Source organism: Halomicrobium mukohataei DSM 12286, from assembly GCF_000023965.1.
Lineage (GTDB): Archaea > Halobacteriota > Halobacteria > Halobacteriales > Haloarculaceae > Halomicrobium > Halomicrobium mukohataei.
This window is the reverse complement of the sequence record NC_013202.1, coordinates 629,056-655,814: the sequence shown is the minus strand read 5'-3', so window position 1 is coordinate 655,814 and position 26,759 is coordinate 629,056. Positions and strand designations below refer to the sequence as shown.

The window sequence follows — 26,759 nt, the reverse complement described above, 5'->3', positions numbered from 1 at the left end:
GGTCGATGGCGACAGCACTTTGCCCGAGAGGCCGCAAGCGCGGGTATGCGAATCGAGTACGACCGGGACACCTGTATCGGGATGTTCCAGTGCGTCGCCGAGTGGGACGAGTTCGAACGCGACGAGGACGCCGGCAAGGCCGTCCTGGCCGACAGCGAGGAGACCGACGACGGCGTCTTCGTCCGAGAGGTCCCCGACGGAGCGGAACTCGACGCGAAGTTCGCGGCCCGCTCCTGTCCCGTCGACGCCATCGCCGTCTACGACGACGACGGCGAGCAACTGATTCCGTGAGCGGTCGGTCACGAGAGAGAGTCTTCGAGCGATGTGGTACCTGCGACGGTGGTGTTACCGTCTAAACGAGACACACTGACAGCGCAAACGTATCATCTTATACACAGATTGGCGAGTGGAGAGGCTTAAATAGCACAGATCGTACATTCGGGGTGTGAGCAGTTCGCACTGCGGTGGCTAGGAACTAATCATGACAGAGCAATACGACCTCGTTATCGTCGGCGGTGGGATCAGTGGCGCATCGCTTCTCTACACGGTCGCGAACTTCACCGACATCGAGAAAATCGCGCTCGTCGAGAAGGAATCGGAGATTGCGGCGATCAACTCGCATCACACGAACAACTCCCAGACCTTACACTTCGGCGACATCGAGACCAACTACACGCTCGAAAAAGCCGAGCAGGTCAAGGAGGGCGCGGAGATGCTCGCGGGCTATCTCGAAAACGTGGACCCGGACCGCGAGATGCACAGCAAGCGCTCGAAGATGGTGCTGGCCGTCGGGGACGAGGAGGTCCAGAGCCTCGAAGACCGCTACTACGAGGAGGGCTTTGGCGACCTGTTCCCCAAACTCGACGCCATCGACCGCGACGAGATCGCCGAGATCGAGCCGAAGGTCGTCGAGGGCCGAGACCCGACCGAGGAGATGCTCGCGCTCCAGACCCCGGACGGCTACGTCGTCGACTACGGCGACGTTTCCCACTCGTTCGTCGAGGACGCCGAGGAGATCGACGGCGTCGACGTGTTCACCGGCACCGAGGTCACCCAGATGGACGACACCGAGGACGGCTACATCTTCCAGACCGACGCGGGCTGGTTCGAGTCCGACGCGGCCGTCGTCGCCGCGGGCTCTCACAGCCTCCAGATCGCCAAGGAGATGGGCTACGGCGAGGGGATGTCGCTATTGCCCGTCGCGGGCAGTTTCTTCCTGGCCGACGACTTCCTCAACGGCAAGGTGTACACCCTCCAGATGAAGAAGCTGCCCTTCGCGGCGGTCCACGGCGACGCCGACGTACACGACGACTCGGTCACGCGCTTCGGACCGACGGCCAAGCTCGTCCCCGCGCTCGAACGGGGCGAACTCTCGACCGTCAGTGACTTCTTCGACGTGTTCGGCCTGAACGTCCACTCGTTCCTGAGCTACGCCAACATCCTCGCCGATCGCATCCTGCTGCCCTACGTGCTGAAGAACCTCGTCTACGACCTGCCCGAGGTCGGCAAGCGGGCCTTCCTGCCCCACGTCCAGAAGGTCGTTCCGACCGCCGAACTGGACGACATCGACCGCGCGAAGGGGTACGGCGGCGTCCGTCCACAGATCGTCGACACCGACAACAAGACCCTGGACATGGGCGAGGCCAAGATCACCGACGACGACGTGATCTTCAACATCACGCCCTCGCCGGGTGCCTCCACGAGCCTGAAAAACGCCATGCGCGACACCGAGCACCTCGTCGAGGCGCTGGGCGACGACTACGAGTTCGACAAGGACGGGTTCCGCTCGGCGACCATCGAGAACTTCCCGCGCGCCGAGATCGCCGACGAAGACGAGGAGCAGGCGAAAGCGCCCGCACAGGACGACTGACGGCCGCCTTCGCGTTCGATTTCGACGGTTCGTCTATCGCCAGCGAAACCCTCAGTAGCGTTCGGTCTCCATTTCGTCTCGATGGCCCGTCGCCTGCTCGCTCGGCTGGTCGCCTGGCTCTCCGCACTCCCCGGCCGGTTCATCGACGGTTTCCCGGCGCTGCTGGCGCAGTACGGGCTCGTCGACCGGGAGAAGTCGACGGAGGCGCTCGACCTGGCCGCGCCCGTGATGGTCACCGGCGGCCTCCGGATCTTCCTGCGAATCGCCGACTTCGCGATGGTCGGACTCGCGCTTGGCGACGCCGCGATCGCCGGGCTGGAGCTCGGTTTCCAGTACTACTTCATCGGCTTCGGGCTGTCGCTTGCGGTCACGTCGGGGACGATCAGCGTCGTCTCCCGGCTCCAGGGCGCTGGCGAGCCCGAGCGCGCGGACCTCGCGGTCAAGCAGTCGCTGTGGCTCGCGCTCCTGATCTCGGTGCCCCTGACGGCCGTCTCGTGGCTGTACGCCGAGCCGCTGGTGGGACTTCTCACGGGCGACCCCGACGCGATCCGTTTCGGCGGGCTCTACCTCTCGATCGTGATGCTGTCGCTGGCCCCGCGGTTCTGGAGCATGGTCGCGGCGCGGGCGCTCGCCGGCAGCGCGGACACCCGGACGCCGATGTACGTCCGCCTGCTGACGCTGCCGACCAACGTCGTCCTCAACGCGGTCCTGATCTTCGGGCTCGGCCCCGCGCCGCGGCTGGGGATCGCCGGTGCCGCCATCGGGACCGCCGTCGCCAACACGCTCGCGGCGGCCGTCTTCTTCGCGCTGCTGGCGTCCGGGCGCTACGTCGTGACGCTCCGACTCGGCGGCCGCCAGCTGGATCTCGGTCTGTTGACCGAGATCGTCCGCGTCGCGCTCCCGCTTTCGGGGATGCGCCTGCTCCAGACGTTCGCTCGCTTCCCGTTCCTGTTCGTGCTGGGCGTGCTCGGGACGCCGACGGTCGCCGCCTTCGCGATCGGTCGCCGCGTGATGTTGCTCGCGCTGATGCCCGCCTGGGGGTACTCGACGGCCGCCAGCACGCTCGTGGGCCAGTACGTCGGGGCCGGCGACGACACCGACGCCGGGGAGTACGGCTGGCAGACGCTGCGGATCGCGCTGGTCACGCAGCTGCTGATCGCCGCCGTGCTGGTGGTCTTTGCCCGTCCCATCTCGCTGCTCTTCGGGACGGAGTACCCGGACTTGACGGTCACGTTCATCCGCGTGTTCGCGCTGGCGGTCGCCGGCTTCAGCGTCTCTCGGACGATGCGTGGCAGCCTCCGGGGCGCTGGGGACACCCGCTGGCCCCTCTATGGCACCTTCGTCGGCTCCTACCTCTATCGCATCCCCGTCGCCGTCCTCGCGCTCCCCGTTGGCTTCGCCGTGACGGTCCCCGTCCTCGGGATCACCCTCACGCCCGGCATGGGCTGGGGACTGCCCGCCATCTTCGCGGCCATCGTCGGCGACTACTACGTCAAGGCCGCGGTCAACACCGGTCGCTTCTGGACGGGAAAGTGGCGCGCCGTCGCGCGGGCCTCCGGCGTGGGGGCCGACGACTAGAACTGAAGCTTTAATGCCGAACCCGACCCAGCAACCGGTATGAGCAACCCAACGAAGATCGTCCTCGGGACCATCGCCGTCTCGGCGCTGCTGTCGCTGGCACTGATCGCGAACCTCGCGCTCGCGTAGATGTTCAGCGAGCGCTCCCTCGACGGGGAGCTGGCGGCCGTCCGCGAGCGCCACGCGCCCGACGCCCTCGTGCTGGACTGCGAGCGGGACTTCGAGACGCTGGATCCGGCTGTTGCCGAGGAGCTCCTGCTGGTCACCGACGACGTGGCTCCGCTGTCCTCTCCCGACGAGTGGGTGCCCGACGACGCGCCCGCAGAGCTCCACGCGTTCGCGTCGAGTGACTTCACCGTCGGTATGCCCGGCGACGGCGGCGTCGCCTGGACTCGTCAGACCGATCCGCCGGTCGTGCTGGTCAAGCCTCGGCTGGCGGGCTCGCCGGACGACTTCGTCGACTTTCTGTTGGCCGAGGCGCTGGTCGCCACCGGGCTGGGCGTTCCCGAACAGTTCCTCGGCTTCTTCGAGGAGCGGTACCGGGCGTTCGCGGCGGCGACCGACGCCCACCTCTCGCCGGCCGGTACCTACCAGCTCGCGGCGGCGGTCTTCGACGCCTTCGTCGGCTTGCAGACGCGTCCGGTGTTCGCCGACTGGGAGGGCGACCTGCCGGCGCTGTTCGACGCGTGGGTCGACGCGGGCGAGCGCCTCGAACCGCGCCTGGGCGACCTCTCCGGAGAGGTCGCGATGGGGCGGACGAAGTTCCCCGCGGCCGCGGAGCTGGCTTGCTCGGCGATCAAACACGGCGTCGAGGTCCCGGCTCCGTTCGCAGCCCTCGACACCAGCGCGTACGGCGAGTACGGCCCGGAATACGCCGTCACGTGGGCGGAGAAGACGCTCTCGGAGCTGTCCTGATCTTCACCGGATTCAAATAACCGCCAGCGCAACTACGAGCAATGAACGCGCTCGTCACCGGACACGCGGGGTACATCGGCGGTGTGCTGACAGACCAGCTCTCGGCGGCCGGCCACGAGGTCGTCGGCTTCGACAACGCGGCCGATCCGGCCGACGACATCCGGGACGCCGACCGCGTCGAGGCGCTGTTCGAGGCACACGACTTCGACGCGGTCTACCACCTCGCGGCCGACGCCGACGTGTGGACCGACGACTGGCGACACCTCGTCGAGAACAACGTCATGGGGACGGCGACCGTCGTCGGCGTCGCCCGCGAACGCGACGTTCCGGTGGTGTTCGCCTCCAGCATCGCCGCCGCCGACCAGGTCAACCGCTACGGCCACTCCAAGCACCTCGCGGAGGGGGCCGTCAGCGAGTACGACGGGGTCACGACCGTCCGGTTTCCCAACGTCGTCGGCGGTCCCGCCCCGCGGGGACAGGCCCAGGACATGATCGAACAGGCCCTCGACGGCGAGATCGAGGTCTGGGGAGACGGCGAGATCGTTCGCCCCTACGTCGACGTGGGCGATCTCTGTGCCTTCCTCCGCGAACTCGGGACCGGCTCGTTCGCCGTCGAGACCCCCGCTGCGGTCTCGTCGTACACCTTCACGAACGCCGCGGTCGGCGAGTCGATCCAGTCGATCGTCGCCGAGGAGACCGGCACCGAGCCCGCGCTGTCGATCGTCGACCGCACTCCTCCATCGCCGATGGAGCTCTCGGCCGACGACATCCGCCTTCGGGACCCGACACCCATCGAGGCGTCGCTGCGCTCCCAGATCCGGGCCGCGATGGAGTGATTGCGCTCTCGCTGGCGCGCATCGCTTCCGTCCGCCGCTCCCGTAGCCTGCTCAACCGACCACGCCCTGGCGGATGAAAGGGCGCACAGAGGGCTTTCGAGGTGTTCGTCTCTGTGACAGCGACGAACTCCAGCGCCCTAGTAGCCGCCTTCGAACAGCTCTTCGAAGACCTTGTGCTGGGCGGCCCGGAGGTGCTGGTGGTAGGTCGGTCGGGAGATGTCCATCCCACCGGCGAGTTCGTCGCCGTCGACCTCGCGGGGCCACTCGAAGAAGCCGCCGAGGTACGCCGTCCGGAGCGCCGTCTCCTGTCGGTCGGTGAACCGGTCGGCCAGCGCGGCGCGGAACTCCTGTTGGGTCTGGACGGGACGCTCGTGCTCGTGGTAGCCGACCAGGTCCGTCGAGTCGTAGTTGTCTTCGACGAGCCCGAACACCTCGCGGGCCTCCGCCTCGTAGGGGAGTTCGATGTTGTAGCGGGCGATCCCGTTCTCGCTGACGATCGACTTCGGGACGGCCCCGTGGTCGACGAGCGTCGCGATCAGCGACTCCGTGACGGTCACGTCGAACAGCGCCTCGTCGTCGTGTTCGGCCACCCGGCTCGCGGACTCGACGGCGTCGTCGGCGTCCAGCACGGCCATCACCTCGTCGGTGTCGGCGTCCTGGGTGGTGAGATACAGCCGCAGCGACCCGTCTTCTTGTGTCACGGTCCCGGCGGAGGCGATCGTTCCGCCGGCTCGACCGGAGAGGCGCGACAGTAGCAGGTCCCGGTCGTCGACGGTGAACTCAAGCTCGATCACCTTGTTGGCACTGAGGATTCGGCCGCTCTCGATGGCGTTGATCGCGTTCGCGACGGCCCGACCCAGCGCCTGCAGGACGACCTTCTCCCGTTGGTCGAACGCGTCGGTCTGGTCGGCACAGACGTACAACACGCCGTAGTTCGAGTCCGTGTACGACAGCGGAATCGCCATCACCGACCGGACGCCGTTCTCGGCGGCCGACCGGAACCAGCCACCGGCGTCTTCGAGCGCGTCTCCCTCCAGTACCTTCGGCCCCTCGGATTCGAGGGCCTGCGCACCCGGCGTGTCGCCGTCGATCGGTTCGGCCACGTCCGCGACGTCGATGGGTGGCGCTCCGGCGGGTCCGTCTCGCTCGCCGTCCGAGGCGGTGGCCGCGCCGCTGGGCTGACTGCCGGCCCACTCGCGGGCGCTGATCGTCTCGGCGCGCACGTCCGGCCGACCGAGCCACGCGAAGGTGTAGGGTTCGACGGCGACGAGCTGCTCGCAGACGCCGGCCTCGACCTGCTCGCGCGTGGTGGCCTCGACCAGCACCTCGACGGTGTTCTGGATCAGCCCGTTGATCCGTTCGAGGATCGTCTCGATGCGCTCGCGGGCCTCTCGCACCTCCTGTTCGCGCTTGGCGCGGTTGCACGCCGCGGCGGCGTTGATCGCCAGCAGCGCGGCCACCTGTCGGTCGTTCTCGTCGAAGGCACCCACCGTCGTCGAGGCGACGGTCAGGGTCCCGTGGACGCCGATCGGGAAGTACATGGCCGAGCGGACCGGCCCGAACTCCCCGTCGGGGTCCTCGATCGTTCGCACGTCGTCGTAGACTGCGGGTTCTCCCGACGCGAAGACGGTGCCGGGCTGGCCCTCGTCGAGGGCGTACACCGGCCGCTCGGGGAGCTGGTCGTCGGTGGCGTCGGTCGTCGCCGTCGGTCGCAACACGCGCTCGTCGGCGTCGTACAGCCGGACGGCACTCAGCTCGAAGCCGAGCACCTGCCGGGCCGCGTTCGCGACGATGTCCGCGACCGACTCCCGGCTCGGAGCCTGCATGAGCGATCGCGAGGTCTCCTGTAGCTGTGATATCAGCTCTCGGTGCCGCCGTCGATCGGAGATGTCCCGGACGATTCCGACGACGCCGCGGAACTGCCCGTCGTCGAACAGCGCCGTCACGTGCTCTTCGCAGGCGATGGGCTCGCCTCGCTTGGGCTGTACCGAGAGGCCGAAGGTCCGGTCGAGGTCCTCTGTCTCTCCGTCGCGCAGCGCCGCCAGCGCCGTCTCGGTCCGTTCGCCGGTCTCCCGGTCCTTGATCCTGGTGACGGGTTCGCCCCGGAGCTCCGTCTCGTCGTAGCCGGTCAGCTCGACCATCGCCTCGTTGACGAACGTGAAGTGACCGTCCTCGTCGAGGACGTAGACGCCGTCCTCCAGCGCCCCGACGATACCCGCGTACTGCTCGACGCTCGCGCCCTCGATGGCGGCATCGACGCCGCCGTCGGTCACGACCCGCGCCTCCGTCGCGCGTTCGATCGGTTGCTCGCCTCGCCCCCCGGCGTCGGCGTCACTCTTCCCCACGGTCTCGCCGTCGGCGGCGTCTGCCGCCTCTTCGTCCGGCCTCATACCTAATACGTTAGTGTGTTCGAGTACTTAAGCGGATCCCCGACAGCCCGCGGTCCAGCGACGCCCCCGTTCGGAATCGCTCACTCGATGTTGATCGCCGGCCGTCCCGGCTCGGCTTTCCGGACCAGATCGGCGTCGGCGTCCTCGCCGGCCCGCACGGTCACCTCGGCGTCGAACTCCTCGGCGATCAGCCAGCGAGCGCGCGCGAGCACCTCGGCCTCGGTCGCGGCGTCGAGTGTCTCGGTCAGGGTCTGCAGCTCCGCCTGCAGGTCCTTCGCGTAGTCCGGTGCGCCGTCCTCGCCGCGGAACCGCTCGTCGCTCATGATCTCGCCGACGAGGTTGTTACCGTCGAACTCGCGAGCGATCGCGTGGGCCTCGAACTTCCACTCGGGCGCGACGGCGATCTCGACGTGGCTCGGGTCCTCGATGTCGGCCACGTCGACGATCTGGCGCACGTCCTCGCGGGTGTCCTCGACCAGCTGGCGCTCCAGCTGGTGCCGGTCGAGATCGCCGTCGGCGGTCGGCCACTCGGCCTCGATGACGAAGCCCTCGTCGCTCGCGGTTTCACCGCTCGCTCGTTCCGCGGACTCCCGCTGGTCGTCCGCGCGACCGAGCTCCGACCACAGCTCTTCCGTGACGTGGGGTGCGACCGGCGCGAGCAGGCGAACGATCGTCGACAGCGCTGCCTCGACGGTCTCGGCGTGGGGCTCGGTGGCCTCGGCGTAGCGATCCAGCAGGGAGAGCAACTCCCTGGTCTCGCGCAGCGCTTCGGTGAACGTCAGCTGCTCGTAGCTCTCGTCGGCGATGGCGGTGACCCGATCGATCTCGTGGCGGACGTAGTCGGTCACGTCGCCGGCCTCGCCAGCGGGCGGGGAGCCGACGTGAGCCTCGACGGCGTCGTACAGCCGCGTCAGGAAGCGGTGACTCGATTCGACGCCCTCGTCTTTCCAGTCGAAGTCCCGCTCGGGGCGGGCGGCCTGCATCATGAACAGCCGCGCGGTGTCGGCCCCGTACTCCTCGACGATGTTCTGCGGGGAGACGACGTTGCCCTTCGACTTGGACATCTTCTCGCCGTCGAGCTGGACCATCCCCTGGGTGACGAGGTTCTGGAACGGCTCGCGGTGGTCGAGCAGCTCCAGATCCGAGATGGCCTTCGTGACGAAGCGAGCGTACAGCAGGTGCATCACGGCGTGTTCGATGCCGCCGACGTACTGATCGACCGGCAGCCAGTCGTTCGCGCGAGCGGTGTCGAACGGCGCGTCCTCGCGGTCCGGCGAGGTGTAGCGCAGGAAGTACCAGGAGGAGTCGACGAAGGTGTCCATGGTGTCGGTCTCGCGTTCGGCGGGGCCGCCACAGTCGGGACAGGTCGTCTGGACGAACTCGTCGACCTCGTCCAGCGGGTTCCCCGTGGTCTGGACGAACTCGGGGAGCTCGACGGGGAGGTCCTCGTCGGGCACCGGTACCGCGCCACACTCCTCGCAGTGGACCATCGGGATCGGCGTCCCCCAGTAGCGCTGCCGGGAGATCCCCCAGTCGCGCAGGCGGTACTGCTTGTCGTGAGCGGCACCCGGCAGGTCGTCTTCGAGCTGGCTGCGGGCCTGCTCGCTCGCGAGACCGTCGTAGTCGGCCGGATCGGAGCCGCCGACGCCGGCCGCGTCCTCGGGCACCGCACTGTGATCGACGACGCCGTCCTCGGTGAAGGCAGTCTCCTCGACATCGGGGAGGTCGCCCTCGCTCGCGGGTCCGTCGTCCCCGCTCGCCTGTCCCGAGGACTCCCGCTGGTCGTCCTCGCTGTCCTCCGGGCGGATCACCGGCCGGATCGGCACGTCCTTCTTGCTCGCGAAGGCGTGGTCGCGTTCGTCGTGGGCGGGCACCGCCATCAGCGCGCCCGTCCCCACGTCCGAGAGGACGAAGTCCGCGACGAAGACGGGGATGTCCTCGCCCGTCGCGGGGTTGGTCGCCGTCAGGTCGGTGGCGACGCCGTTTGGCTCGTCGCCGTCGGGGTCGGCGACCTCCTCGACGAAGTGGGCCACGTCCTCGTCCTCTTTTGCGAGATCCTGTGCGATCTCGCTGTCCGGAGCCACCGCGAAGAAGGTCGCCCCGTGGATCGTGTCCAGCCGCGTCGTGAAGATCTCGACCTCGCCGTACCCCTCCACCTCGAAGGGGACTCGCGCGCCGTGCTGGCGGCCGATCCAGTCTCGCTGCATCGCTCGCACGCTCTCGGGCCACCCCGCCAGCTCGTCGATGTCGTCGACCAGCTCGTCGGCGTAGTCGGTGATCGTCAGGAACCACTGGTCGAGGTCGCGCTGGGTGACGGGCGTGTCACAGCGCCAGCACAGCTCTGCCTCGCCCTCGACCTGCTCGTCTGCAAGCACCGTCTCACAGGAGGGACACCAGTTGACCTCCGACCCCTTGCGCTCGACGAGGCCCTCCTCGTGGAAGCGCTTGAACAGCCACTGGTTCCACCGGTAGTACTCCGGATCGCAGGTCGTGACCTCCCGGTCCCAGTCGTAGCCAAAGCCCATCTCGCTCATCTGGGCCTTCATCGACTCGATGCACTTGCGGGTCCACTCCTCGGGGCTCGTGTCCCGCTCTTCGGCGGCGTTCTCGGCGGGCAGTCCGAACGAGTCCCACCCCATCGGGTGGAGCACGTCCTCGCCCTGCATGCGCCTGTACCGGGAGTAGGCGTCCGTGATCGTGTAGTTGCGGACGTGACCCATGTGGAGGTTGCCGGAGGTGTAGGGGAACATCGCCAGGACGTACTCCACGTCCTCGGCGCTGTCGGGGGTCCGGAACACCTCGGCGTCGTCCCACTCGGCCTGCCACTTGGGTTCGATCGCGCTCGGATCGTACCCGCTCGAACTGTCTGACATCGTTCTTGTTGACCCCATGAATCCCGGGGACTAAATGAGTAGCTGGTTCGGCCGCGCGTGGCCCTCCCGACGGCTCCGACCGCTTCCGGGACGACTGCCAACGACCCGCACACTTACGATCGTTCGGTCCGACGACCGGACGATGGCGCGCCTCGACGAGCCGGTCGACATCGGCGGCGTCACCGTGCCCAACAGACTGTATCGTGCGCCGCTGCTGGAGTGTGCCGGCAACGGCGAAGGCGCGGTCGAGACCCTGATCGACGAACTCGAACCGACCGCCGCCTCGGGCGTCGGCCTCGTCTTCCAGGGCGCGTCGGTCGTCACCGGAGAGGGCGGCTGTGCCGCGCCGAACATGACGCGGGTCCACGACCCCGAGTTCGTCGCCGGGCTCGAACGGCTCACCGGCGCGATCCACGACCACGGCGGCCGGATCTTCCTCCAGCTCGCACAGGGCGGGCTGCGCAGCATGGCGGTGTGGCACGCCGGCTACCGCAGCCAGAATCCACAGCTCGAACAACTGGCCGTCTCGCGTCCGCCGTGGCAGCTCCGGGTCCTCGACCGCGCGGGGCTGATCGACCTCTCTCCGCGCGTCCTCGACACCAGCGAGGTGTACGAGCTGGCCGCCCAGTTCGGCCGCGTTGCGGGGTACGCCGCCGACGCCGGCTACGACGGCATCCACCTCTCGGGGGCGAACATGAGCCTGCTCCAGCAGTTCTGTTCGCCCCTCTTCAATCGGCGAGACGACGAGTTCGGTCCCGACCCCGGCGAGCCGGCGGCGGGCGGGCGGCGGTTCCTCGAAGCGATCCACGACGCCGTCCGCGAGCACGCCGACGACGTGGCGCTGGTGACGAAGGTGCCGGCCGAGACCGCCGCGCCGGCCTTCGTCCGCCGACACCTCTCGTTCGACGACGCCGTCGGCCTCGCGAGCGATCTCGTCGCGGCGGGCTACGACGCCGTGGTCCCGGTCGCGGTGTCGACGTTCTGGGACATGAGCATCGTCCGTGGGGCCTATCCCGACCGGGCGTGGTCGGCAGCGGACCTGCGAGGGGAGTACGCGGCGGCCTTTGGCGGCCCGCTTCGAGCCCGCGCCGTTTCGCTCCTCAACCGCTTGCAGGCCCGACAGTTCGACCGCGAGCCCGGCTGGAACGCCGACCTCTGTCGAGCGGTCCGTGAACGGGTCGACGCGCCCGTGCTGTGCGAGGGCGGGATCCGCGAGCGAGCGACCTGTGACCGACTGCTCGGTGGGGCCGACCGGCCGCCGGCCGCGGATCTGGTCGGGATGGGGCGGCCGTTCTACGCCGAGCCGCGACTCGGCGCGCGCCTGCTCGCCGGTGCGGACGCGCTGTGTGCCAGTTGCAACAACTGTACCGTCCCGCAGGTGGCCGGCGAGCCGGGTCGGTGCCGGACGCCAGCGATCGTCCGCGAGCGCGCCCGACTCGCCGCTCGGGGTGCCTACGACCGTCCCGGCGACGCCACCGACGAGTCGGGGCCGTCCGGCGACTAGACGTCGTCTATCGTCAGCCGATCGAACTTCCCGACGGCGTAGCGGTAGCCGCCGACGCCGGTCGCCGCGAGGACGGCCAGATAGACGATCCAGGCCCCGACCAGCAGCGGGCCACCGCCCCCGTCGACCGAGAGCCAGACGAGCGCGAGGCCGATGCCCACCACTACCAGCGTCCCGAAGAAGTAGGTGAGCGTCCCGAGCGTCGAGGGGTGGGCGCGCTCGACGTTCATGTACTCGCTGCGCTCGAACTTCGGGACGACGGCCCCGACGCCGAGCGCCGTCCCGGCCGCCGCGAGCAGGACCACGGGCGTCAGGAGCGTCCGTCCGAGCACGCGCAGGGGTGGATCGCTCACCAGTCCCAGCGGGAGCCCGACGCCCAGTGCCACGGTCCCGCCGACGACCAGTCCGCCCACCACTCGACCCCGCAGGAGGTGTCTCGTCGAGGCCGTGCTCGTCAGCAACAGCGGGAGCTGCTCGCGGTCGTCGCCCATCGGATTCAGACAGAAAGTCGCGCCCGCGAGGACGCTCCCGGCGACGACGGCGGCCCCGGGGCCCAGGTCCATCAGCAGCTCCGGCTGGCTGACGAGGCTCCCCGCGAAGGCGAGCGCGCCGAAAAGCACCATCGAGAGGTGCGAGACGAGCTTCGGATTCCGGCGCGTCCGCAGGAGGTATCGCCAGGCGATGCGCGTCGCGGGCGTCGCCGCGAGCACGCGGGGCACCGATCGGCTCGTCGTCCGCTGGTCGCCCGACTGGTCGCCGCGGTCGTCGAACAGCAGCGCGCTCTCGATGCGCAGCGCCGCCGCCAGCCCGACCGGAACCGCGGCCAGCACCACCGCGGCCACTGCCACGCCCAGCGGTCGCGGTGTCGCGCCCAGCGGTGCGGCGACGACGCTGGCGTAGGCCTGGAGCGGCTGTCCGGGGAGCAGCGCCGACACCGACGGCGCGCCGTCGTCGCCCATCACCGCCGGGATGGCCGTCTGGAGTCCGACGAAGGCGGTGCCGGCGAGGACGACGAGGACGACCGCCTTCCCCCACGCCGAGAGTCGCGAGAGCAAGCCGAGATAGCGGACCGTCGCGCCGATCGTCCGCCCGGCGACGAGACCGGCCACCAGCAGCGGGAGGCTGGCGGCGAGCACGAGCAGTGCGGGCAGGGGCGTCCCAGCGCCGACCACCAGCACGACCAGCAGGACGACCCCCGGAACGACGGCGAAGGCCGTCGCCTGGAGGGTCTCGCTGGCGAATCGTCCGATGACGACCCCCTCCGGCGGGATCGACGTGCGCACGAGCGGGCCGATCGCCCCCACGCGGGTCTGGTTGATCGCCGTCGCGGCCCCGAAGTACACTCCGACTGTGAGGACACTCACGAGGATCGTCCCGAAGCGAGCCAGCGGCGGAGCCCCGCTTGCGAGCCCCTCGGCGAAGGTGAGCACCTGCGACAGGAAGGTCAGCGGGAAGAACAGGCCAAAGGAGAGCAGTCCGACGACGACGCCGACCAGCTGGCGGCGGTTGCCCGCGATTCGGCGCACCTGCGCCCGCAGTTCGGTGCGTGCAAGCACCGCGCCGTCCCGCAGGTCACTCCGTCGCATAGGCCTCGCTGGCGTCGCCGGTCAGCGCGAGGAAGGCGTCTTCGAGGTCCGCGCCCCCCTCCGTCTCGACCGATCCGATCAGCTCTCCCGGCGGTCCCTCCGCGACGAGGCGGCCGTCGTGGAGGACGCCCACCCGATCGGCGATCTCCTCGACGACCGGGAGGATGTGCGTCGAGAGGAAGACGGTGGTGTCGTCGGCCGCGAGCTCGACGATCAGCTCCCGCAGGGTCTTGGCCGCGCGGGGGTCGAGCCCGGAGGTGGGCTCGTCGAGGAAGACGACGCTCGGATCGTGCTGGACGGCCTGGACGAAGGCGGTCTTCTGGCGCATCCCCTTCGAGTAGCCGTCGACGCGGCGATCGAGGTCCTCGCCCAGCCCCAGTCGGTCGCACAGCCCCAGCGCTCGATCGGCGATCTGCTCGAAGGGAACGCGACGGAGGTCGGCGGCAAACTCCAGCTGTTCCCGCCCGGTCAGTTCCTCGTACAGCGGCGGCTCCTCCGGTAACAGACCGATCCGGTCGACGAGCTGTCGGCGGTCGTCGCTCGGGACGCCAGCGACCGTGGCCGTCCCCTCGCTCGGTTCGACCAGTCCGGTCAGCATCCGCATCGTCGTCGTCTTGCCCGCGCCGTTGGGGCCGAGAAAGCCGTACACGACGCCGGAGGGGACCGTCAGATCGAGGTCGGCGACGGCCGTCGTCGAGCCGTACCGCTTGCTCAGTCCGTCCGTGGCGATTGCCGGGGACACTGTCATTGTCGGTCCGTGGGGTGTCACCGAGGAATGTCTTCGGGTCGATCAGTCGCCGGGTGCCGGGGCGTCCTCGACTGCCAGTTCGCCCGACAGCGCATGTTGACTCGTCGTGCTGAGGTCGATCGCGAGCGACAGCGGGAGGGTCGCCCTCGCGACGACTTCGCCGCTCGCGGGTCGCTGTGGTCCCCGCTCGCCGTTCGGAGACCCTCGCTGTGCTCGCGTCTCCCCGTCCTCTGCGACCGGCCGCTCTTTCAGCGCGCCCGTTCCGAGAATGGCGGTTTGTCGGACGTTGATGATCGGTATCCCTTGATTTATACTGCCGGCTGTAACTTCGTTCAGATATTCGCCACCCCGGGGTGGCGAAATCTGTGACAGATTTACAGCCGGTAGTATTAGTCCAGCCAGCAAGCTTCGACGACGTCGATCTCTGTCTACTCGCTGTTGCTGGTGTCAGTCTCAGCGGTATCCGTTTTTAGACTACGCAGGAGGTACCCCACGCCGAGCAGGCCAGCGGCCGAAGCGATCCCCAGATTCCGTATCGACAGTTCCGGTATCGACGAGTCAGACCGTGCATCGCCACTGAGCGCGTAGACGTTTCCGTCGTTGCTTCCGACATAGACCCGTTCGTTTACTACTGCGGGGGAAGACTCGACGCGTCCGCCGGTTCGGAACGCCCAGCGATGGGTTCCGTTCTCGGCGTCAATCGCGTGGAGTTTCGTGTCGTCGGAGCCAACGAAGACCGTGCCATCGACCACAGCCGGCGACGATTCCAGCTCGTCACCGACGTTTCGCGTCCACTCGACAGTTCCGTCGGCAGCCGAGAGGGCGTACAGCGTTCCGTCGAAGCTGCCGACGTACACCGTTCCATCGACGACGGCAGGTGACGCTTCCACCCAGTAGCCGGTTTCGTATCGCCAGCGCTCACGTCCGTCTTCGGCGTCGAAGGCATACACGTGATTGTCGTCGCTGCCCACGTACACCGACCCATCTACAACGGCTGGCGGAGACCCGATCTGACCGTCGGTCGACGACGACCACCGTTCTGTTCCATCGTTCGCGTCGAGTGCGTACACGGTGCTGTCCCGACTGCCGAAGTACACCGTCTCGTTGGCGACAGCCACGCCGGCAGTCTTGAGTGGTGGTTGGACCGAATCGGTCCCGGCGAAGGTCCATCGCTCCGATCCGTCGGCAGCGTCGATTGCGTACACCCATTGGTTGTCGTCGACGACGTAGACGTGACCGTCGACCACCGTCGGCGACGCTGTAATCCAGTTCGACGCCTCGTAGTTCCACACCTCGTCGCCCGTCTCCGTATCGAGGGCGTACACGGCGCGGTCTGGACCGTTGCTACCGACGAAGACAGTCCCGTCGACGACGGCTGGCGAAGAGAGGACGCGCTCGGTCATTTCGAACTGCCAAACGAGTGTCCCGTCTGTCTCATCGAATGCGTAGAGGGCTCCGTCGTGACTGCCGACGAAGACGGTCCCGTCGACGACCGCGGGAGACGACGTGATCTGGTCGTCTGTTTGGAACGACCAACTGGTTCCGATGTCCGTAGACGGCCCTCGGTTCTCCCGGCCGTTACCGCTGTTAGCTGTATCGAAACCGAACTCCTGCCACTCATCGCCTCCCGGGGCAGACGATACAGTTTCTGTTCCGAGAAGGGCTCCAGTCAACGAGCACCCGCTGTGAATCATCTCACGGCGGGTGGTAGCGAATTCTCTCATACGTATTTGTGATGACTTCTTTGTCTGTCTGCCCATATTCTATTATTCTCGCTCTCTAAAGACTATTTCCAATTATTCTATTGCCAGTACGTAATACGACAAATAATAAAAATATTCATATAATTATTTATAATAAAAAATAGTGATTTGTCGCTCTATTTACCAGCTAAAGTCGATACTCTTGTTGATGTTATATCGAAGAGATGCGTCGTATCTCGTCTTGAGATCTACGTTTGCGAAGGTTCCATCTCTCGAAGACTCGAAATGCGCGCGAGCAGACAGCGACTCTGAGAGAGTCCGCCGATCGAATTGTCTTCACTCCAGCAACAGCAGACTGGGCTCGGCGAGGTACTCCTTGAGCGTGTTGACGAAGCGGGCAGCGTCGGCCCCGTCGATCACGCGGTGGTCGATCGCGAGCGACAGCGGGAGGGTCGCCCTCGCGACGACCTCGCCGCTCGCGGGTCGCTGTGCTCCCCGCTCGCCGTTCGGAGACCCTCGCTGTGCTCGCGTCTCCCCGTCCTCTGCGACCGGCCGCTCTTTCAGCGCGCCCGTTCCGAGAATCGCCGTCTGGGGTGCGTTGATGATCGGGTCGGCGTACTCGCCGCCGATCGCGCCGAAGTTGGTGACGGTGAAGGTCCCGCCCTGCATCTCCTCGCGGGCGAGGTCGCGGTCGCGTGCGCGGGCGACGAGGTCGTTCACTTCGCGGGCGATGGCCAGCAGTCCCTTCTCGTCGACGCGCTCGACGACGGGGACGACGAGGCCGTGGTCGGTCGCCGCGGCGACGCCGAGGTCGACCCGGTCGTGGTAGACGATCTCCTCGGCTTCCGCGTCGAGTTCGCTGTTCAGGATCGGATGCTCCCGGAGCGCCGCGGCAACGCACTTCAGCAGCAGCGGGGTGTAGGTCAGGTCCACGCCGCGCTCCTCGGCCAGCGGTTCGAGGCGCTCGTGGGCGTCGACCAGTCCCGCGACGACGGCCCGGTCGTGGTGGGTCGCGTGTGGGATCTCCCGGCGGGACTCGGCCATCCGCTGGCCGATCGTCCGCCGAACTCCCTGGTAGGGCTCGCGGCGTTGGCCCTCGGCGCTCGCGGCTTCACCGCTCGCACCGTCCGCGGTCGACGGCTCCCCGGCCCGTCCCGTGGACCCAGCGGCTCGCTCTCGCTCGGTCTCGTCGGCCGACGCGGCGAAGGCCCGGACCGCCGCCTCGTCGACGTAGGGCTCGCCGTCGCGGCTCTCGTCGGTCGGGACGGCATCGATGTCGACCCCGAGGTCGCTCGCGAGCTTGCGGGTCGCCGGTGTCGCGAGCGAGCGGTCCCGCTCGGCGTCGCTGTCGACAGCGGCAACGGCCGAGTTCACGACTGGCTCGTCGTCGGCCTCGTCGCCGTCGTCGACCCGTCTGACGGCCGACTTCACGCCGCTGCCGTCACCGTCGTCGACACGGCTGACGGCGGATTCGACCTCGGCGTCGTCCGCGGACGCCGCGTCTTCGCCGGCCGCTCGCACGTCGCTCTCGGTGATCCGGCCGCTCGGACCGCTGCCGTCGACGGCAGTGATCTCGACGCCCAGTTCGCGGGCGAGCCGACGGACGTTCGGCGGCGCGAACACGCGGCCGCCCGTGGCCGACGGCTCGCTGTCCGCCGACTCGTCGGTGACAGCCGTCGTCGCCGCTTCCTCGTCTGTCTCGTCGTCTGTCTCGTCGTCGGCCTCGTCCGTCGCGATCGACACGACGACGGCACCGGTCTCGACCATATCGCCGGGCTCGTAGTGCAGTTCGCGGACGACGCCAGCGACCGGCGAGGGCACGTCGACGGCGGCCTTGTCGGTCTCTACCTCCGCGAGTACCTGATCCTCTTCGACGCGGTCGCCCGGCTCGACGTGCCACGCGAGGATCTCCCCCTCGGCGACGCCTTCCCCGAGGTCGGGGAGTTCGAACTCGAACATGAATTAGAACTCACAGGCGTCTGTGATACCGTCTTTGATCCGGGCGGATTCGGGGAGGTAGTAGTCCTCCAGGGCGTACAGCGGGAACGGCGTGTCGAAGCCGGTCACGCGCTGGATGGGGGCCTCCTGGTAGAGCAGCGCCTCCTCCTGGATCGTCGCGACCACCTCGCCGGCCAGCCCGCCCGTCTTGGGGGCCTCGTGGACGACGACGGCCCGACCGGTCCGCTTGAAGCTCTCGACGACGGTGTCCGTGTCCATCGGCGAGAGGGTCCGCAGATCGATCACCTCGGCGTCGATCTCCGGCGCGAGTTCCTCGGCCGCCTCGACGGTCGGGCGCGTCATCGCGCCCCAGGTCACGACGGTCACGTCCGACCCTTCTCGGCGGACGGCGGCCTCGCCAAGCGGGACGGTGTAGGACTCGGCGTCGACGGGCTCGCGGAAGGCCCGGTAGATCAGCTTCGGTTCGAGGAAGACGACGGGGTCGGGATCGCGGATCGACGCCGCGAGCAGCCCCTTGGCGTCGGCGGGTGTCGAGGGGACGACGACCTTCAGGCCGGGTTCGTGAGCGTAGAAGGCCTCCTTCGACTCGGAGTGGTGCTCGGGCGCGCGGATGCCGCCGCCGTAGGGCGCGCGGACGACCATCGGACAGGTGAAGCGCCCGCGGCTGCGAGTTCGCAGTCGCGCGGCGTGAGACACCAACTGGTCGAAGGCCGGGTACATGAACCCGGAGAACTGCATCTCCGGGACCGGGCGCAGGCCGTGGGCGGCCATTCCGATGGCGGTGCCGACGATGCCGGCCTCGGCCAGCGGCGTGTCGATCACGCGGTCGGGGAACTCCTCGATCAGGCCCTGTGTGGCCCGGAAGACGCCGCCGTTCTCGCCCACGTCCTCGCCCAGCACGAGCACGTCCTCGTCGCGGTCCATCTCGCCGTAGAGTCCGTCCCGGACCGACTGGACGAGGGTCAGGTCCTGCGTGTCGGTGCTCATTCCAGCAACACCTCGTCGCCGTGGCGCTCGCGCAGCGCTTCGAGGTAGTCGAGTTGGTCTCGCAGCCGCTGTGGCATCTCGGCGTAGACGTGTGCGAACATCTCCTCGGGCGCTGGCCGCTCGTAGCTCTCGGCCGTCTCGATGGCGTCGGCGACTTCGTCGGCGATCGACGACTCGATGGCCTCGACGGACTCGTCGTCGAGGAGTCCGCGATCCCGCAGGAACGCCTCCATGCGCGGGATCGGATCTTTGCGCCGCCAGCGCTCGACTTCCTCGTCGCTCCGGTAGACGGAGGGATCGTCGGCGGTCGTGTGTGCGCCAAAGCGGTACTGGACCGCCTCGATCATGGTCGGGCGCGGGTCCTCGCCGGCCGGGTCCCGGGCCTTCTCGACGGCTTCGCTGGTGACCTGATAGACGGCCAGCGGGTCCATCCCGTCGACCTGGATTCCCTCGAAGCCGTAGGCGCTGGCCTTCTGGGCCAGCGTCGCGCTGGCGGTCTGGCGCTCTCGGGGGACCGAGATGGCCCACTGGTTGTTGTTACAGAAAAACACCGTCGGGGTGTCGAACACGCCAGCGAAGTTCAGTCCCTCGTGGAAGTCTCCCTCGCTGGTCGCGCCGTCGCCGAAGTACGCCAGGTGGACTTCGTCTTGCCCCCGTAGCTTTGCGGCCCACGACGCGCCCGTTGCGTGGGGGATCTGCGTCGCGATCGGGACGGCCAGCGTGAACGCGGCGACGCCGTCCGGCGGGTCGCTACCGGCCTCCGACCCCATCCAGTACAGGAGGATCTGGTCGAGTGGCCACCCGTGTGCGTGCAGCGCGGCGTGTTCCCGGTAGCTCGGAAACACCCAGTCACCGTCGGACAGCGCGTGGGCGCTCGCGACCTGTGCGCCCTCCTGGCCGGCCATCGGCGGGTACGTCCCCATCCGACCCTGTCGCTGGAGGCTCACCGCCCGCTGGTCGAAGTGACGAGCCAGCTTCATCTCGCGGTAGATCGCGACGAGTTCCTCGTCCGCGAGGTCGGGAACCGTCGCGCCGTCCCGCACCTCGCCGTTCTCGTCGAGTACCTGTACCTGGTCTGTCGGGTCGCGGTGGAGGACGCTCAGTGGGACCACCTTCCGTGTGACATACGATACACGTTGTCGCGGGGTCGGCTTATGGTTTGTGCGGACGAATATCTCTCTCGGTGGTATTATCGAAGGTAATTCCTACGTGGGTACTATCACGGCGTGCTCCCTCACGCGATCGAACTGACCGCGACTGTCGCCCCACAGCCGCGACACCGGAGTGCGACGCCGCTCTCGCCGTCGCGGCGGTCTTCGAAGGCGAGCGCCGAGTCACACGTCGGACACCGTTCGAGACACATGACGAGTCGCGCTGCCAGCTCTTCGCGGGGCGCGTCCGGGAGCCGTGCCAGTCGGGCCTCGTCGACCCACTCTCTGATCGTCGGTTCGGCGACGATCGCGGCGAGAAACCCCGCTCTGGAGTGCCACGCGCCCACCGTTTCGTCTCCGTGCGCGACGACGTACCGATCGTCCGCCTCGGTCACGTCGAGGGCGTCTGCGTCGAGCCCCTCGCTGGCTGCCAGCCAGCGCAGCGCCCGGTCGCCCCCGCGCATCTGGTCCATCCGCTCGTGCCAGGCCTCGGCGAACCCTTCGGCGAGCCGGAGGTCGGTGCCGTCGGCCGTCGGTTCGAGGACGTTCGCCTCGCGCAGGACCGTCTCGACTGTGGCGGCGTCGGTCTGTTCGGACTCCGGGCGGTCCTCGCCGCCGTCCGTTCGGACGACGCGGCGGTCACGACGAACGGGTGGCACTCTCATACGGGACCCTCCGGCTCCGCACGTATAGTAGCGCTGTCACTCGGCCGGTTCGGCGGGCTCACTCCTCGGCCCGTGCTCGCCGCCGTGCGATCGCGGGGTCGTTGCCCGCGAGCACCGCTTCGACGAACAGCTCACCGGCGCGATAGGACGAGCGGACCATCGGTCCCGAGGCGCAGTAGGCAAACCCCAGTTCCTCCTCGGCGACCCGTCGCCAGGTGTCGAAGGCATCGGGGTGGACGTACTCCGAGACCTCCAGGTGCGAGCGGGAGGGCTGGAGGTACTGGCCCAGCGTCACCACGTCGACCCCCACTTCCCGCAGGTCCGAGAGCGTCTGGTAGATCTCGTGGGCGTACTCGCCGACGCCGAGCATCAGGCTCGTCTTCGTGTAGATGTCCGACTCCCGGTCGACCTGGCCGAGCACCGACAGCGACTGCTCGTAGCCGGCCCGGCGGTCTCGCACTGGCCACTGGAGGCGCTGGACGGTCTCGACGTTGTGAGCGATCACGTCCGGGCCGGCGTCGATTATCTGCTCGACGAGCCGCTCCTCGCCCCGGAAGTCCGGAATCAGACACTCGACGAGAATCGACGGGTCACGCTCTTTGATCGCCCGGATCGTCTCGGCGAAGTGGCCCGCGCCCTGGTCGGGCAGGTCGTCGCGGTCGACGCTCGTGAGCACGACGTAGTCCAGCCCGATGTCCGCGACCGCGTCGGCGACGTTTTCGGGCTCGTCGGGATCGAGCGGCTCCATCCCGCCGGTCTCCACGTCACAGAAGTTACACCCGCGCGAACAGCGATCGCCCATCAGCATGAACGTCGCCGTCCCCGGCCCGTCCTCGCCACTCCAGCACTCGCCCATGTTCGGACAGTTGGCCTCCTCACAGACCGTGTGGAGGTCCCGCTCGCGCAACGACTGTTTGATCTCCGTGAAACGCCGTCCCGACGGCGGCCGGCTCTTGAGCCAGTCGGGCTTGCGGGCGCGACTCATTGACGGAGATTAGGCACGGGCGGGCAAAAACGTACGGAACGACCGTCCACTCGCGTCGCTCTCGGGTACCGACCGGGGACCGAGTGGGTCACCGCGATCACGAGTATGGAAACGCCTTTGAGCACACGGCCCCCGCCATCTGACGTGTCACCGAGCGCCGACGGGGAGCCAGCCGTCGCGGTCGCGGACGTGCTCCCCGAGTTCGCCGACGCCTTTCCGTTCGAGGAGTTCAACCGGATGCAGTCGGAGACGCTCCCGGCGCTCCTGAATCGCGACGACAACGTCGTCGTCAGTGCGCCGACGGCGAGTGGCAAGACCGCGCTGGCCGAGATCGCGATCTGCAAGACCCTGCAGGCGGGCGGGACCGCGCTCTTTCTGGCCCCGCTGCGAGCGCTGACGAACGAGAAAGAGAGCGAGTGGGAGCGCTTCGAGGACCTGGGGTATTCCGTGTACGTCGTCACCGGCGAGCGCGACCTCAACCCCCGACGCGCCGAGCGGGCCGACGTGCTGGTGATGACCCCCGAGAAGGCCGATTCGGCCACCCGCAAGCACGACTCGCGGCGCTACGGCTTTATCACCGATGTCGACTGCTGTATCATCGACGAGGTCCACCTGCTGGACTCGGACCGACGTGGATCGGTACTCGAGGTGACTATCTCGCGGCTCCGTCGACTGTGTGATCCCCGCGTCGTCGCGCTGTCGGCGACGATGGAGAACGTCGACGACGTGGCGGCGTGGCTCGACGCGCCCGATGCGACCACGTTCCAGTTCGGCGACGACTACCGACCCGTTCCACTCAACGCGGACGTGAAGACCTACAGCCACGGCGAGAACGCCTTCGCCGACAAGTACCGGCGGCTCTACCGGGCGCTGGATCTGGCCGAGCCACACATTCGCGAGGAGGGCCAGGCCCTCGTGTTCGTCTCCTCTCGACAGGACACCGTCCAGGCCGCGAAGAAGGCCCGCGACGAGATCGTCGAGCGCGACGTGCCAATGGGGGCTCGCGGGGAGTACGATTTCCACACCGAAGCCGCCGAACTCGACAACGACACGCTCCGGCAGTCGGTGCTGGACGGCGTCGGCTTCCACCACGCCGGTCTCTCGCGCGAGGACAAGGACCGCGTCGAGGAGTGGTTCAAACGGGGGCTCATCCAGCTGCTGTTCTCGACCTCGACGCTCGCCTGGGGCGTGAACCTCCCGGCCCGCTGTGTCGTCATTCGAGACACGAAGCTCCACGACCCCCTGGAGGGCGAGGTCGACATGAGTCCGCTGGACGTGCTCCAGATGCTCGGGCGCGCGGGTCGGCCGGGGTACGACGACATGGGCTACGCCTGGATCGTCTGTGATCGGGCCGACGCCGACAAGTACCGCACTCTCCTGCGGGAGGGCAAGGAGATCGAGTCCAGACTCGCCGACGACCTCGACGCACACCTCAACGCCGAGATCGCGCTGGGGACGCTGGGCGACATCGAGGACGTGATGGACTGGCTCGAAACCACGTTCTACTACCGGCGCGCCCAGCGCGCTCCCGAGCGGTACACCGCCGGCACCGACCTCCGCGAGCGGGTCTCGGACACGCTCGGAGACCTCGTCGCCGACGGCTTCGTCGAGATGGACGACCTCTCGGTCGAGGGGACCCCGCTCGGTCGACTGGCCTCGAAGTTCTACCTCCGGCTGGCGACGGCCCGTCGGTTCAAGGACTGCGCCGACCGGGCGGCGACCGACCCGGACGGCTTCGACGAGGACGCGATCCTCTCGACGGTCGCCGGTGCGACGGAGTTCGACAGCGTCAGCGCCCGCAGCGACGAGGAAGACGCCGTCGCGGCGGTGATCGGCTCTCGCGGCGAGGAGCTGACCGCCGGCCAGCGGAAGGTGCTCGCGATCCTCCGCTCCTCGATGTCCGGAACGACGCCGTCAGAGCTCCAGAGCGACGCCTGGGTGATCAAGCAGAACGCGCTCCGCATGCTCGCCGCGCTGCGGGCCTTCCTCGACCGCTTTGCCGGCGCTCGCGGCGCGAACCTCGCACGCCGCGTCGAGGCGCGCGTCGAGAACGGCGTCAGCGCGGACGCGGCGGGCCTCACGGCGATCGACGGGGTCGGCCCCGGGCGGGCGCGCACGCTCGCCGCCGAGGGCTTTCGCACCCCTGCGGATGTCGTCGACGCTGGCGTCGCCGGACTCGTCGCGGCCGGGCTCTCCGAGAGCGTCGCCGAGCGCGTCCGCGACAACGCGACCGACCTGCCAAACGTCGTCGTCGAGTGGGGCGAGTTCCCGGACCAGATCGCGGCCGGGGAGCGCGAACTCCACGAGGTGACGGTCCGCTCGGTCGCCGGCAGCGCCCGCGCCGGCATCCGCGTGACTGTCAACGGCCACGAGATGACCACCAAACCGTCGTACCTCGGTCAGGCGACGGTCCCGGTCGCCGCGTTCGGCGGTGACGCCGACGAACTCACCTTCGCGATCGAGGTCACCTTCCCCGAGTTGCCGATCCCGCCGGTCAGGGAATCTCGGACCGTCAGTGTCGAACGATGACGCTCAGAGTCGAGATCGGACGATCTCGGCCATCTCCGCGGGCGTTTCGGCGACGAGGTCGGCGTTCTCGGTCGCACCTGCGGCCGCACCGACGCCGAAGCTGACGACGGTCATCCCCGCACGGTGGGCCGCGGTCGTCCCGTGGTGGGAGTCCTCGACGGCCAGCGCGGTCGCTGGATCGACGCCCAGCTCGGCGGCGGCGCGCTCGTAGATCGTCGGCTCGGGCTTCCCGGGGCCGTCGAGGTCCGCGGAGCTGACGACGGTGTCGAACAGCTCCCCGAGGTCGAACCGTTCGAGGACGATCTCGTACCACTCGGGCGGCGAGGCCGTCACCATGGCGACGGGCACGCCGGCCTCGCGCAGCTCCGTCAGCAGCGCTCGCACGCCGGGCGTGAGTTCGACCTGGTCGCCGTAGATTTCGTCGGCCGCTCCCTCGTACAGCGAGACGAACGCCTCGTAGTCGACGGCCAGGTCGTAGCTCTCGTCGAGCACGTCGTACTGCTCCTCGTAGAAGATCCCGGTCACTTCCTCGACCGGCACCTCCTGGTCGGGGACCGCCGTCGGCAGGATCTCCTCGCGCTCCAGTTCGATCCAGTAGTCCTCCGAGTTCACCAGCACTCCGTCCATGTCGAAACACGCGGCGTCCATGCTCGTCTGGTTCTCTCGCAGTGACAAATGCGTAGCGTTCGCGCCTGCGTGTCCGTCCCACTACCGGCTGTCGGCGTGAACGGCCTCGCCGCCTCGGGGGCGGCGACTCTCCTCACGAAGTCGTCGCCGGCAGTATCGGTCGTCTGGTGGCCCGACACTGGTTCGGCCACTGCAATTTACTTCCCAACTCCTGACGGCGTCGATCACTTTTGCATGTCTATTGCTATCACACCTCACTGTTAAATGGTTGGACAGACAATATGTGATCGTCCACGATGTCGGAACCCGAAACCACCGAGCGGCGTGGGGTCGACCGCGCACCCGCGCTCGTCTGTCGGGTGCGGACGGTCCTGCGTAGCTCCGTCCTGATCGCTCGCCGACTGGCGTTCTGGCTGGCCGTCGTCCTGCCAGTGGTCTACGTTCCGCTCCTGTTCGTCGACGGTCACTGGCCCACTCTCGCCGTGTCGGCGCTGCTCGTCGCGCACGTGCTCACGGTCCTCGCCGGCAGTGGCTACGACCCGAACGGCTGATACAGTGTTAACAGCGCCGATAAATTTTCTCCGGCGCTCTCGACCGGTCTCGAAACGCGTGAAACACCGCCGCGGCGGTGTAAAATACCGACTACCTCCGCTGAAACGAGCTAAATTCTACCCAACCGTCGGCCCATTATATGCTGGTGTCGGACATAGCGACGAGCGAGGAGAACGCTCCAATGTCCATCGCACCGCCCTTCGACTCCGACACGGTCGCCCTCGACGCACAGTCCATCCGAACGCTCGCCTTCCGTCCCGTCGAAGCGACGGCGTTCTGGACCGCTGTGGCGCTCCCGCTGGTCTACCCCGCCCTCATGTTCGGTGGACTCGGCGGACAGGAGCTGTTCCTCCTCGTGGCGACGCTCGCGCTCCACGTCGCCGCTCTCCGTCTCGGCCGGGGACACGGCCGGGACGACTGATCCCGCCGGCCGCCCGACTCCCCGCGGTCCCGCTTTCCTCCCCTCTGGTCCCTGCTGCCCGTCCGAGCGTTCAAGTACCGAGACGCGACCAGCCCCGCCCATGCACGACGACACTCGCGTGCTGGCCGGCGACTGTACCACGCTGTTCGAGACGACCGGCGCACAGACACAGCGGACCCGCGAGCAACGCGGCGAGGTCCTCGTGGTGGTCAAACCCGACAACACCGTTCTCGTCCACGACGCCGACGGCTACCAGCCGGTCGCGTGGCTCACGCGGCCCGACAGCGTCACCATCGATGGCGGGACCGTGGTCGCCCGCGACGGCGACGACCTCCTGCGCGTGGTCACCCACGACGAGCACGGCAGTGCCAGCTACCCGGTCTCGGAGGCCGGTATCCCCGTCGGCGACTGCCCGGCGTGTGCGGGCACGCTGGTCCGGTCGAACGGCGCGGTCCGGTGCTCGAACTGTGCGGAGCGCTACGGCCTCCCCGCGGACGCGACGATCACCGGCGGTCGCTGCCGGGACTGTCGCCTCCCCACCATCCGCACCGAACGGGGCCGAGCGTTCGAACTGTGTCTGGACCGGGAGTGTGAATCGCTGGACGACCGCGTCATCGACGCCTTCGACCGCGAGTGGGCGTGTCCGGAGTGTGACGGCGACCTCCGCATCGTCCGGAAGGGCGGGCTGTTCGCCGGCTGCGAGCACCACCCCGACTGCGAGGCCGCCTTCGCCATCCCCACGGGTGTGGTCGTCGACACCTGTGCCTGCGGACTCCCGCTGTTCGAGACCGCCGGAGGTCGTCGCTGTCTCGACGCGACGTGCTCGCAGGCGCAGGTGAGCGAGCCGGCGACGTACTCCGGACCCTGACGCTCCGTCTCC

At 68.3% G+C, this 26,759-nt stretch carries 22 protein-coding genes and 1 pseudogene; 11 read left to right on the top strand and 12 right to left on the bottom strand.

Going from position 1 to position 26,759, the window contains the following annotated elements:
• Positions 1-45: 45 nt before the first annotated feature.
• From HMUK_RS03280 to HMUK_RS03260, 6 genes are all read left to right on the top strand, one after another.
• A complete protein-coding gene (locus tag HMUK_RS03280; RefSeq protein ID WP_015761667.1) occupies positions 46-291 on the top strand; it encodes a ferredoxin in 246 nt (81 codons plus the stop codon).
• A 190-nt stretch (positions 292-481) separates the two neighbouring features.
• Positions 482-1,870, top strand: a complete 1,389-nt coding sequence (locus HMUK_RS03275) for an FAD-dependent oxidoreductase (RefSeq protein WP_015761666.1) — start codon at positions 482-484, stop codon at positions 1,868-1,870.
• An 81-nt stretch (positions 1,871-1,951) separates the two neighbouring features.
• On the top strand, positions 1,952-3,448 hold the full coding sequence (locus HMUK_RS03270; RefSeq protein ID WP_015761665.1) for an MATE family efflux transporter: 1,497 nt from the start codon (positions 1,952-1,954) through the stop codon (positions 3,446-3,448).
• Between the two features lie 39 nt (positions 3,449-3,487).
• Positions 3,488-3,577, top strand: coding sequence for a hypothetical protein (locus tag HMUK_RS18210; protein WP_018256810.1), 90 nt, complete (start codon positions 3,488-3,490; stop codon positions 3,575-3,577).
• Positions 3,578-4,363 carry a DUF7089 family protein gene (locus HMUK_RS03265; protein ID WP_015761664.1) on the top strand — a complete coding sequence of 262 codons (786 nt, stop codon included), beginning with the start codon at positions 3,578-3,580 and terminating at the stop codon, positions 4,361-4,363.
• Between the two features lie 41 nt (positions 4,364-4,404).
• Positions 4,405-5,199, top strand: coding sequence for an NAD-dependent epimerase/dehydratase family protein (locus HMUK_RS03260; RefSeq protein WP_015761663.1), 795 nt, complete (start codon positions 4,405-4,407; stop codon positions 5,197-5,199).
• Between the two features lie 137 nt (positions 5,200-5,336).
• On the opposite strand, the gene HMUK_RS03255 is transcribed toward HMUK_RS03260, so the two are convergent.
• Entirely contained in the window at positions 5,337-7,589 is a 2,253-nt protein-coding gene (locus tag HMUK_RS03255; RefSeq protein ID WP_015761662.1) for a bacterio-opsin activator domain-containing protein, read from the bottom strand.
• Between the two features lie 80 nt (positions 7,590-7,669).
• Positions 7,670-10,462, bottom strand: a complete 2,793-nt coding sequence (leuS, locus tag HMUK_RS03250) for a leucine--tRNA ligase (RefSeq protein ID WP_015761661.1) — start codon at positions 10,460-10,462, stop codon at positions 7,670-7,672.
• A gap of 142 nt (positions 10,463-10,604) precedes the next feature.
• On the opposite strand from leuS, the gene HMUK_RS03245 reads away from it, so the two are divergent.
• Positions 10,605-11,966 (top strand): oxidoreductase, encoded by a 1,362-nt coding sequence (locus HMUK_RS03245; protein ID WP_015761660.1) that lies wholly within the window; start codon positions 10,605-10,607, stop codon positions 11,964-11,966.
• On the opposite strand, the gene HMUK_RS03240 is transcribed toward HMUK_RS03245, so the two are convergent.
• The 9 genes and pseudogenes from HMUK_RS03240 to lipA all read right to left on the bottom strand — a co-directional run bounded on the left by HMUK_RS03240 (position 11,963) and on the right by lipA (position 21,750).
• Positions 11,963-13,552: a hypothetical protein gene (locus HMUK_RS03240; RefSeq protein ID WP_015761659.1), complete on the bottom strand. Its 1,590-nt coding sequence runs from the start codon at positions 13,550-13,552 to the stop codon at positions 11,963-11,965. The genes HMUK_RS03245 and HMUK_RS03240 overlap by 4 nt on opposite strands.
• Positions 13,539-14,300 carry an ABC transporter ATP-binding protein gene (locus tag HMUK_RS03235; protein ID WP_015761658.1) on the bottom strand — a complete coding sequence of 254 codons (762 nt, stop codon included), beginning with the start codon at positions 14,298-14,300 and terminating at the stop codon, positions 13,539-13,541. Before HMUK_RS03235 ends, HMUK_RS03240 begins: the two co-directional genes overlap by 14 nt.
• Before the next feature lie 114 nt (positions 14,301-14,414).
• Positions 14,415-14,732: pseudogene (locus tag HMUK_RS17840) on the bottom strand (2-oxo acid dehydrogenase subunit E2); the annotation flags it as partial.
• Positions 14,729-15,994: an outer membrane protein assembly factor BamB family protein gene (locus tag HMUK_RS03230; RefSeq protein ID WP_223270971.1), complete on the bottom strand. Its 1,266-nt coding sequence runs from the start codon at positions 15,992-15,994 to the stop codon at positions 14,729-14,731. The pseudogene HMUK_RS17840 and the gene HMUK_RS03230, both read right to left, overlap by 4 nt.
• 345 nt (positions 15,995-16,339) lie before the next feature.
• Positions 16,340-17,962 (bottom strand): 2-oxo acid dehydrogenase subunit E2, encoded by a 1,623-nt coding sequence (locus tag HMUK_RS03225; RefSeq protein ID WP_015761656.1) that lies wholly within the window; start codon positions 17,960-17,962, stop codon positions 16,340-16,342.
• A gap of 3 nt (positions 17,963-17,965) precedes the next feature.
• Entirely contained in the window at positions 17,966-18,949 is a 984-nt protein-coding gene (locus HMUK_RS03220) for an alpha-ketoacid dehydrogenase subunit beta (RefSeq protein WP_015761655.1), read from the bottom strand.
• Positions 18,946-20,052, bottom strand: coding sequence for a pyruvate dehydrogenase (acetyl-transferring) E1 component subunit alpha (gene pdhA / locus HMUK_RS03215; RefSeq protein ID WP_049940865.1), 1,107 nt, complete (start codon positions 20,050-20,052; stop codon positions 18,946-18,948). The genes HMUK_RS03220 and pdhA overlap by 4 nt, the downstream gene beginning before the upstream one ends.
• Positions 20,053-20,183: 131 nt before the next feature.
• Positions 20,184-20,765 carry a zinc ribbon domain-containing protein gene (locus HMUK_RS03210; RefSeq protein WP_015761653.1) on the bottom strand — a complete coding sequence of 194 codons (582 nt, stop codon included), beginning with the start codon at positions 20,763-20,765 and terminating at the stop codon, positions 20,184-20,186.
• A 58-nt stretch (positions 20,766-20,823) separates the two neighbouring features.
• The gene (lipA, locus tag HMUK_RS03205; protein WP_015761652.1) at positions 20,824-21,750 is read right to left on the bottom strand and encodes a lipoyl synthase; all 927 of its coding nucleotides are present in this window, start codon (positions 21,748-21,750) and stop codon (positions 20,824-20,826) included.
• Positions 21,751-21,894: 144 nt separating this feature from the next.
• Here lipA and HMUK_RS03200 point away from each other — a divergent pair, with 144 nt between their 5' ends.
• Positions 21,895-24,279 (top strand): DEAD/DEAH box helicase, encoded by a 2,385-nt coding sequence (locus tag HMUK_RS03200; protein WP_049940726.1) that lies wholly within the window; start codon positions 21,895-21,897, stop codon positions 24,277-24,279.
• A 3-nt stretch (positions 24,280-24,282) separates the two neighbouring features.
• Here the strand turns inward: HMUK_RS03200 and HMUK_RS03195 are convergent, their stop codons facing one another.
• Complete coding sequence (locus HMUK_RS03195) at positions 24,283-24,927, bottom strand: HAD family hydrolase (protein WP_015761650.1); 645 nt, start codon at positions 24,925-24,927, stop codon at positions 24,283-24,285.
• 275 nt (positions 24,928-25,202) lie between these two features.
• Here HMUK_RS03195 and HMUK_RS03190 point away from each other — a divergent pair, with 275 nt between their 5' ends.
• From HMUK_RS03190 to HMUK_RS03180, 3 genes are all read left to right on the top strand, one after another.
• On the top strand, positions 25,203-25,457 hold the full coding sequence (locus HMUK_RS03190; RefSeq protein WP_015761649.1) for a hypothetical protein: 255 nt from the start codon (positions 25,203-25,205) through the stop codon (positions 25,455-25,457).
• A gap of 182 nt (positions 25,458-25,639) precedes the next feature.
• Positions 25,640-25,879, top strand: a complete 240-nt coding sequence (locus tag HMUK_RS03185; protein ID WP_223270970.1) for a hypothetical protein — start codon at positions 25,640-25,642, stop codon at positions 25,877-25,879.
• Between the two features lie 100 nt (positions 25,880-25,979).
• The gene (locus HMUK_RS03180; protein ID WP_015761647.1) at positions 25,980-26,747 is read left to right on the top strand and encodes a topoisomerase DNA-binding C4 zinc finger domain-containing protein; all 768 of its coding nucleotides are present in this window, start codon (positions 25,980-25,982) and stop codon (positions 26,745-26,747) included.
• Positions 26,748-26,759: the final 12 nt, after the last annotated feature.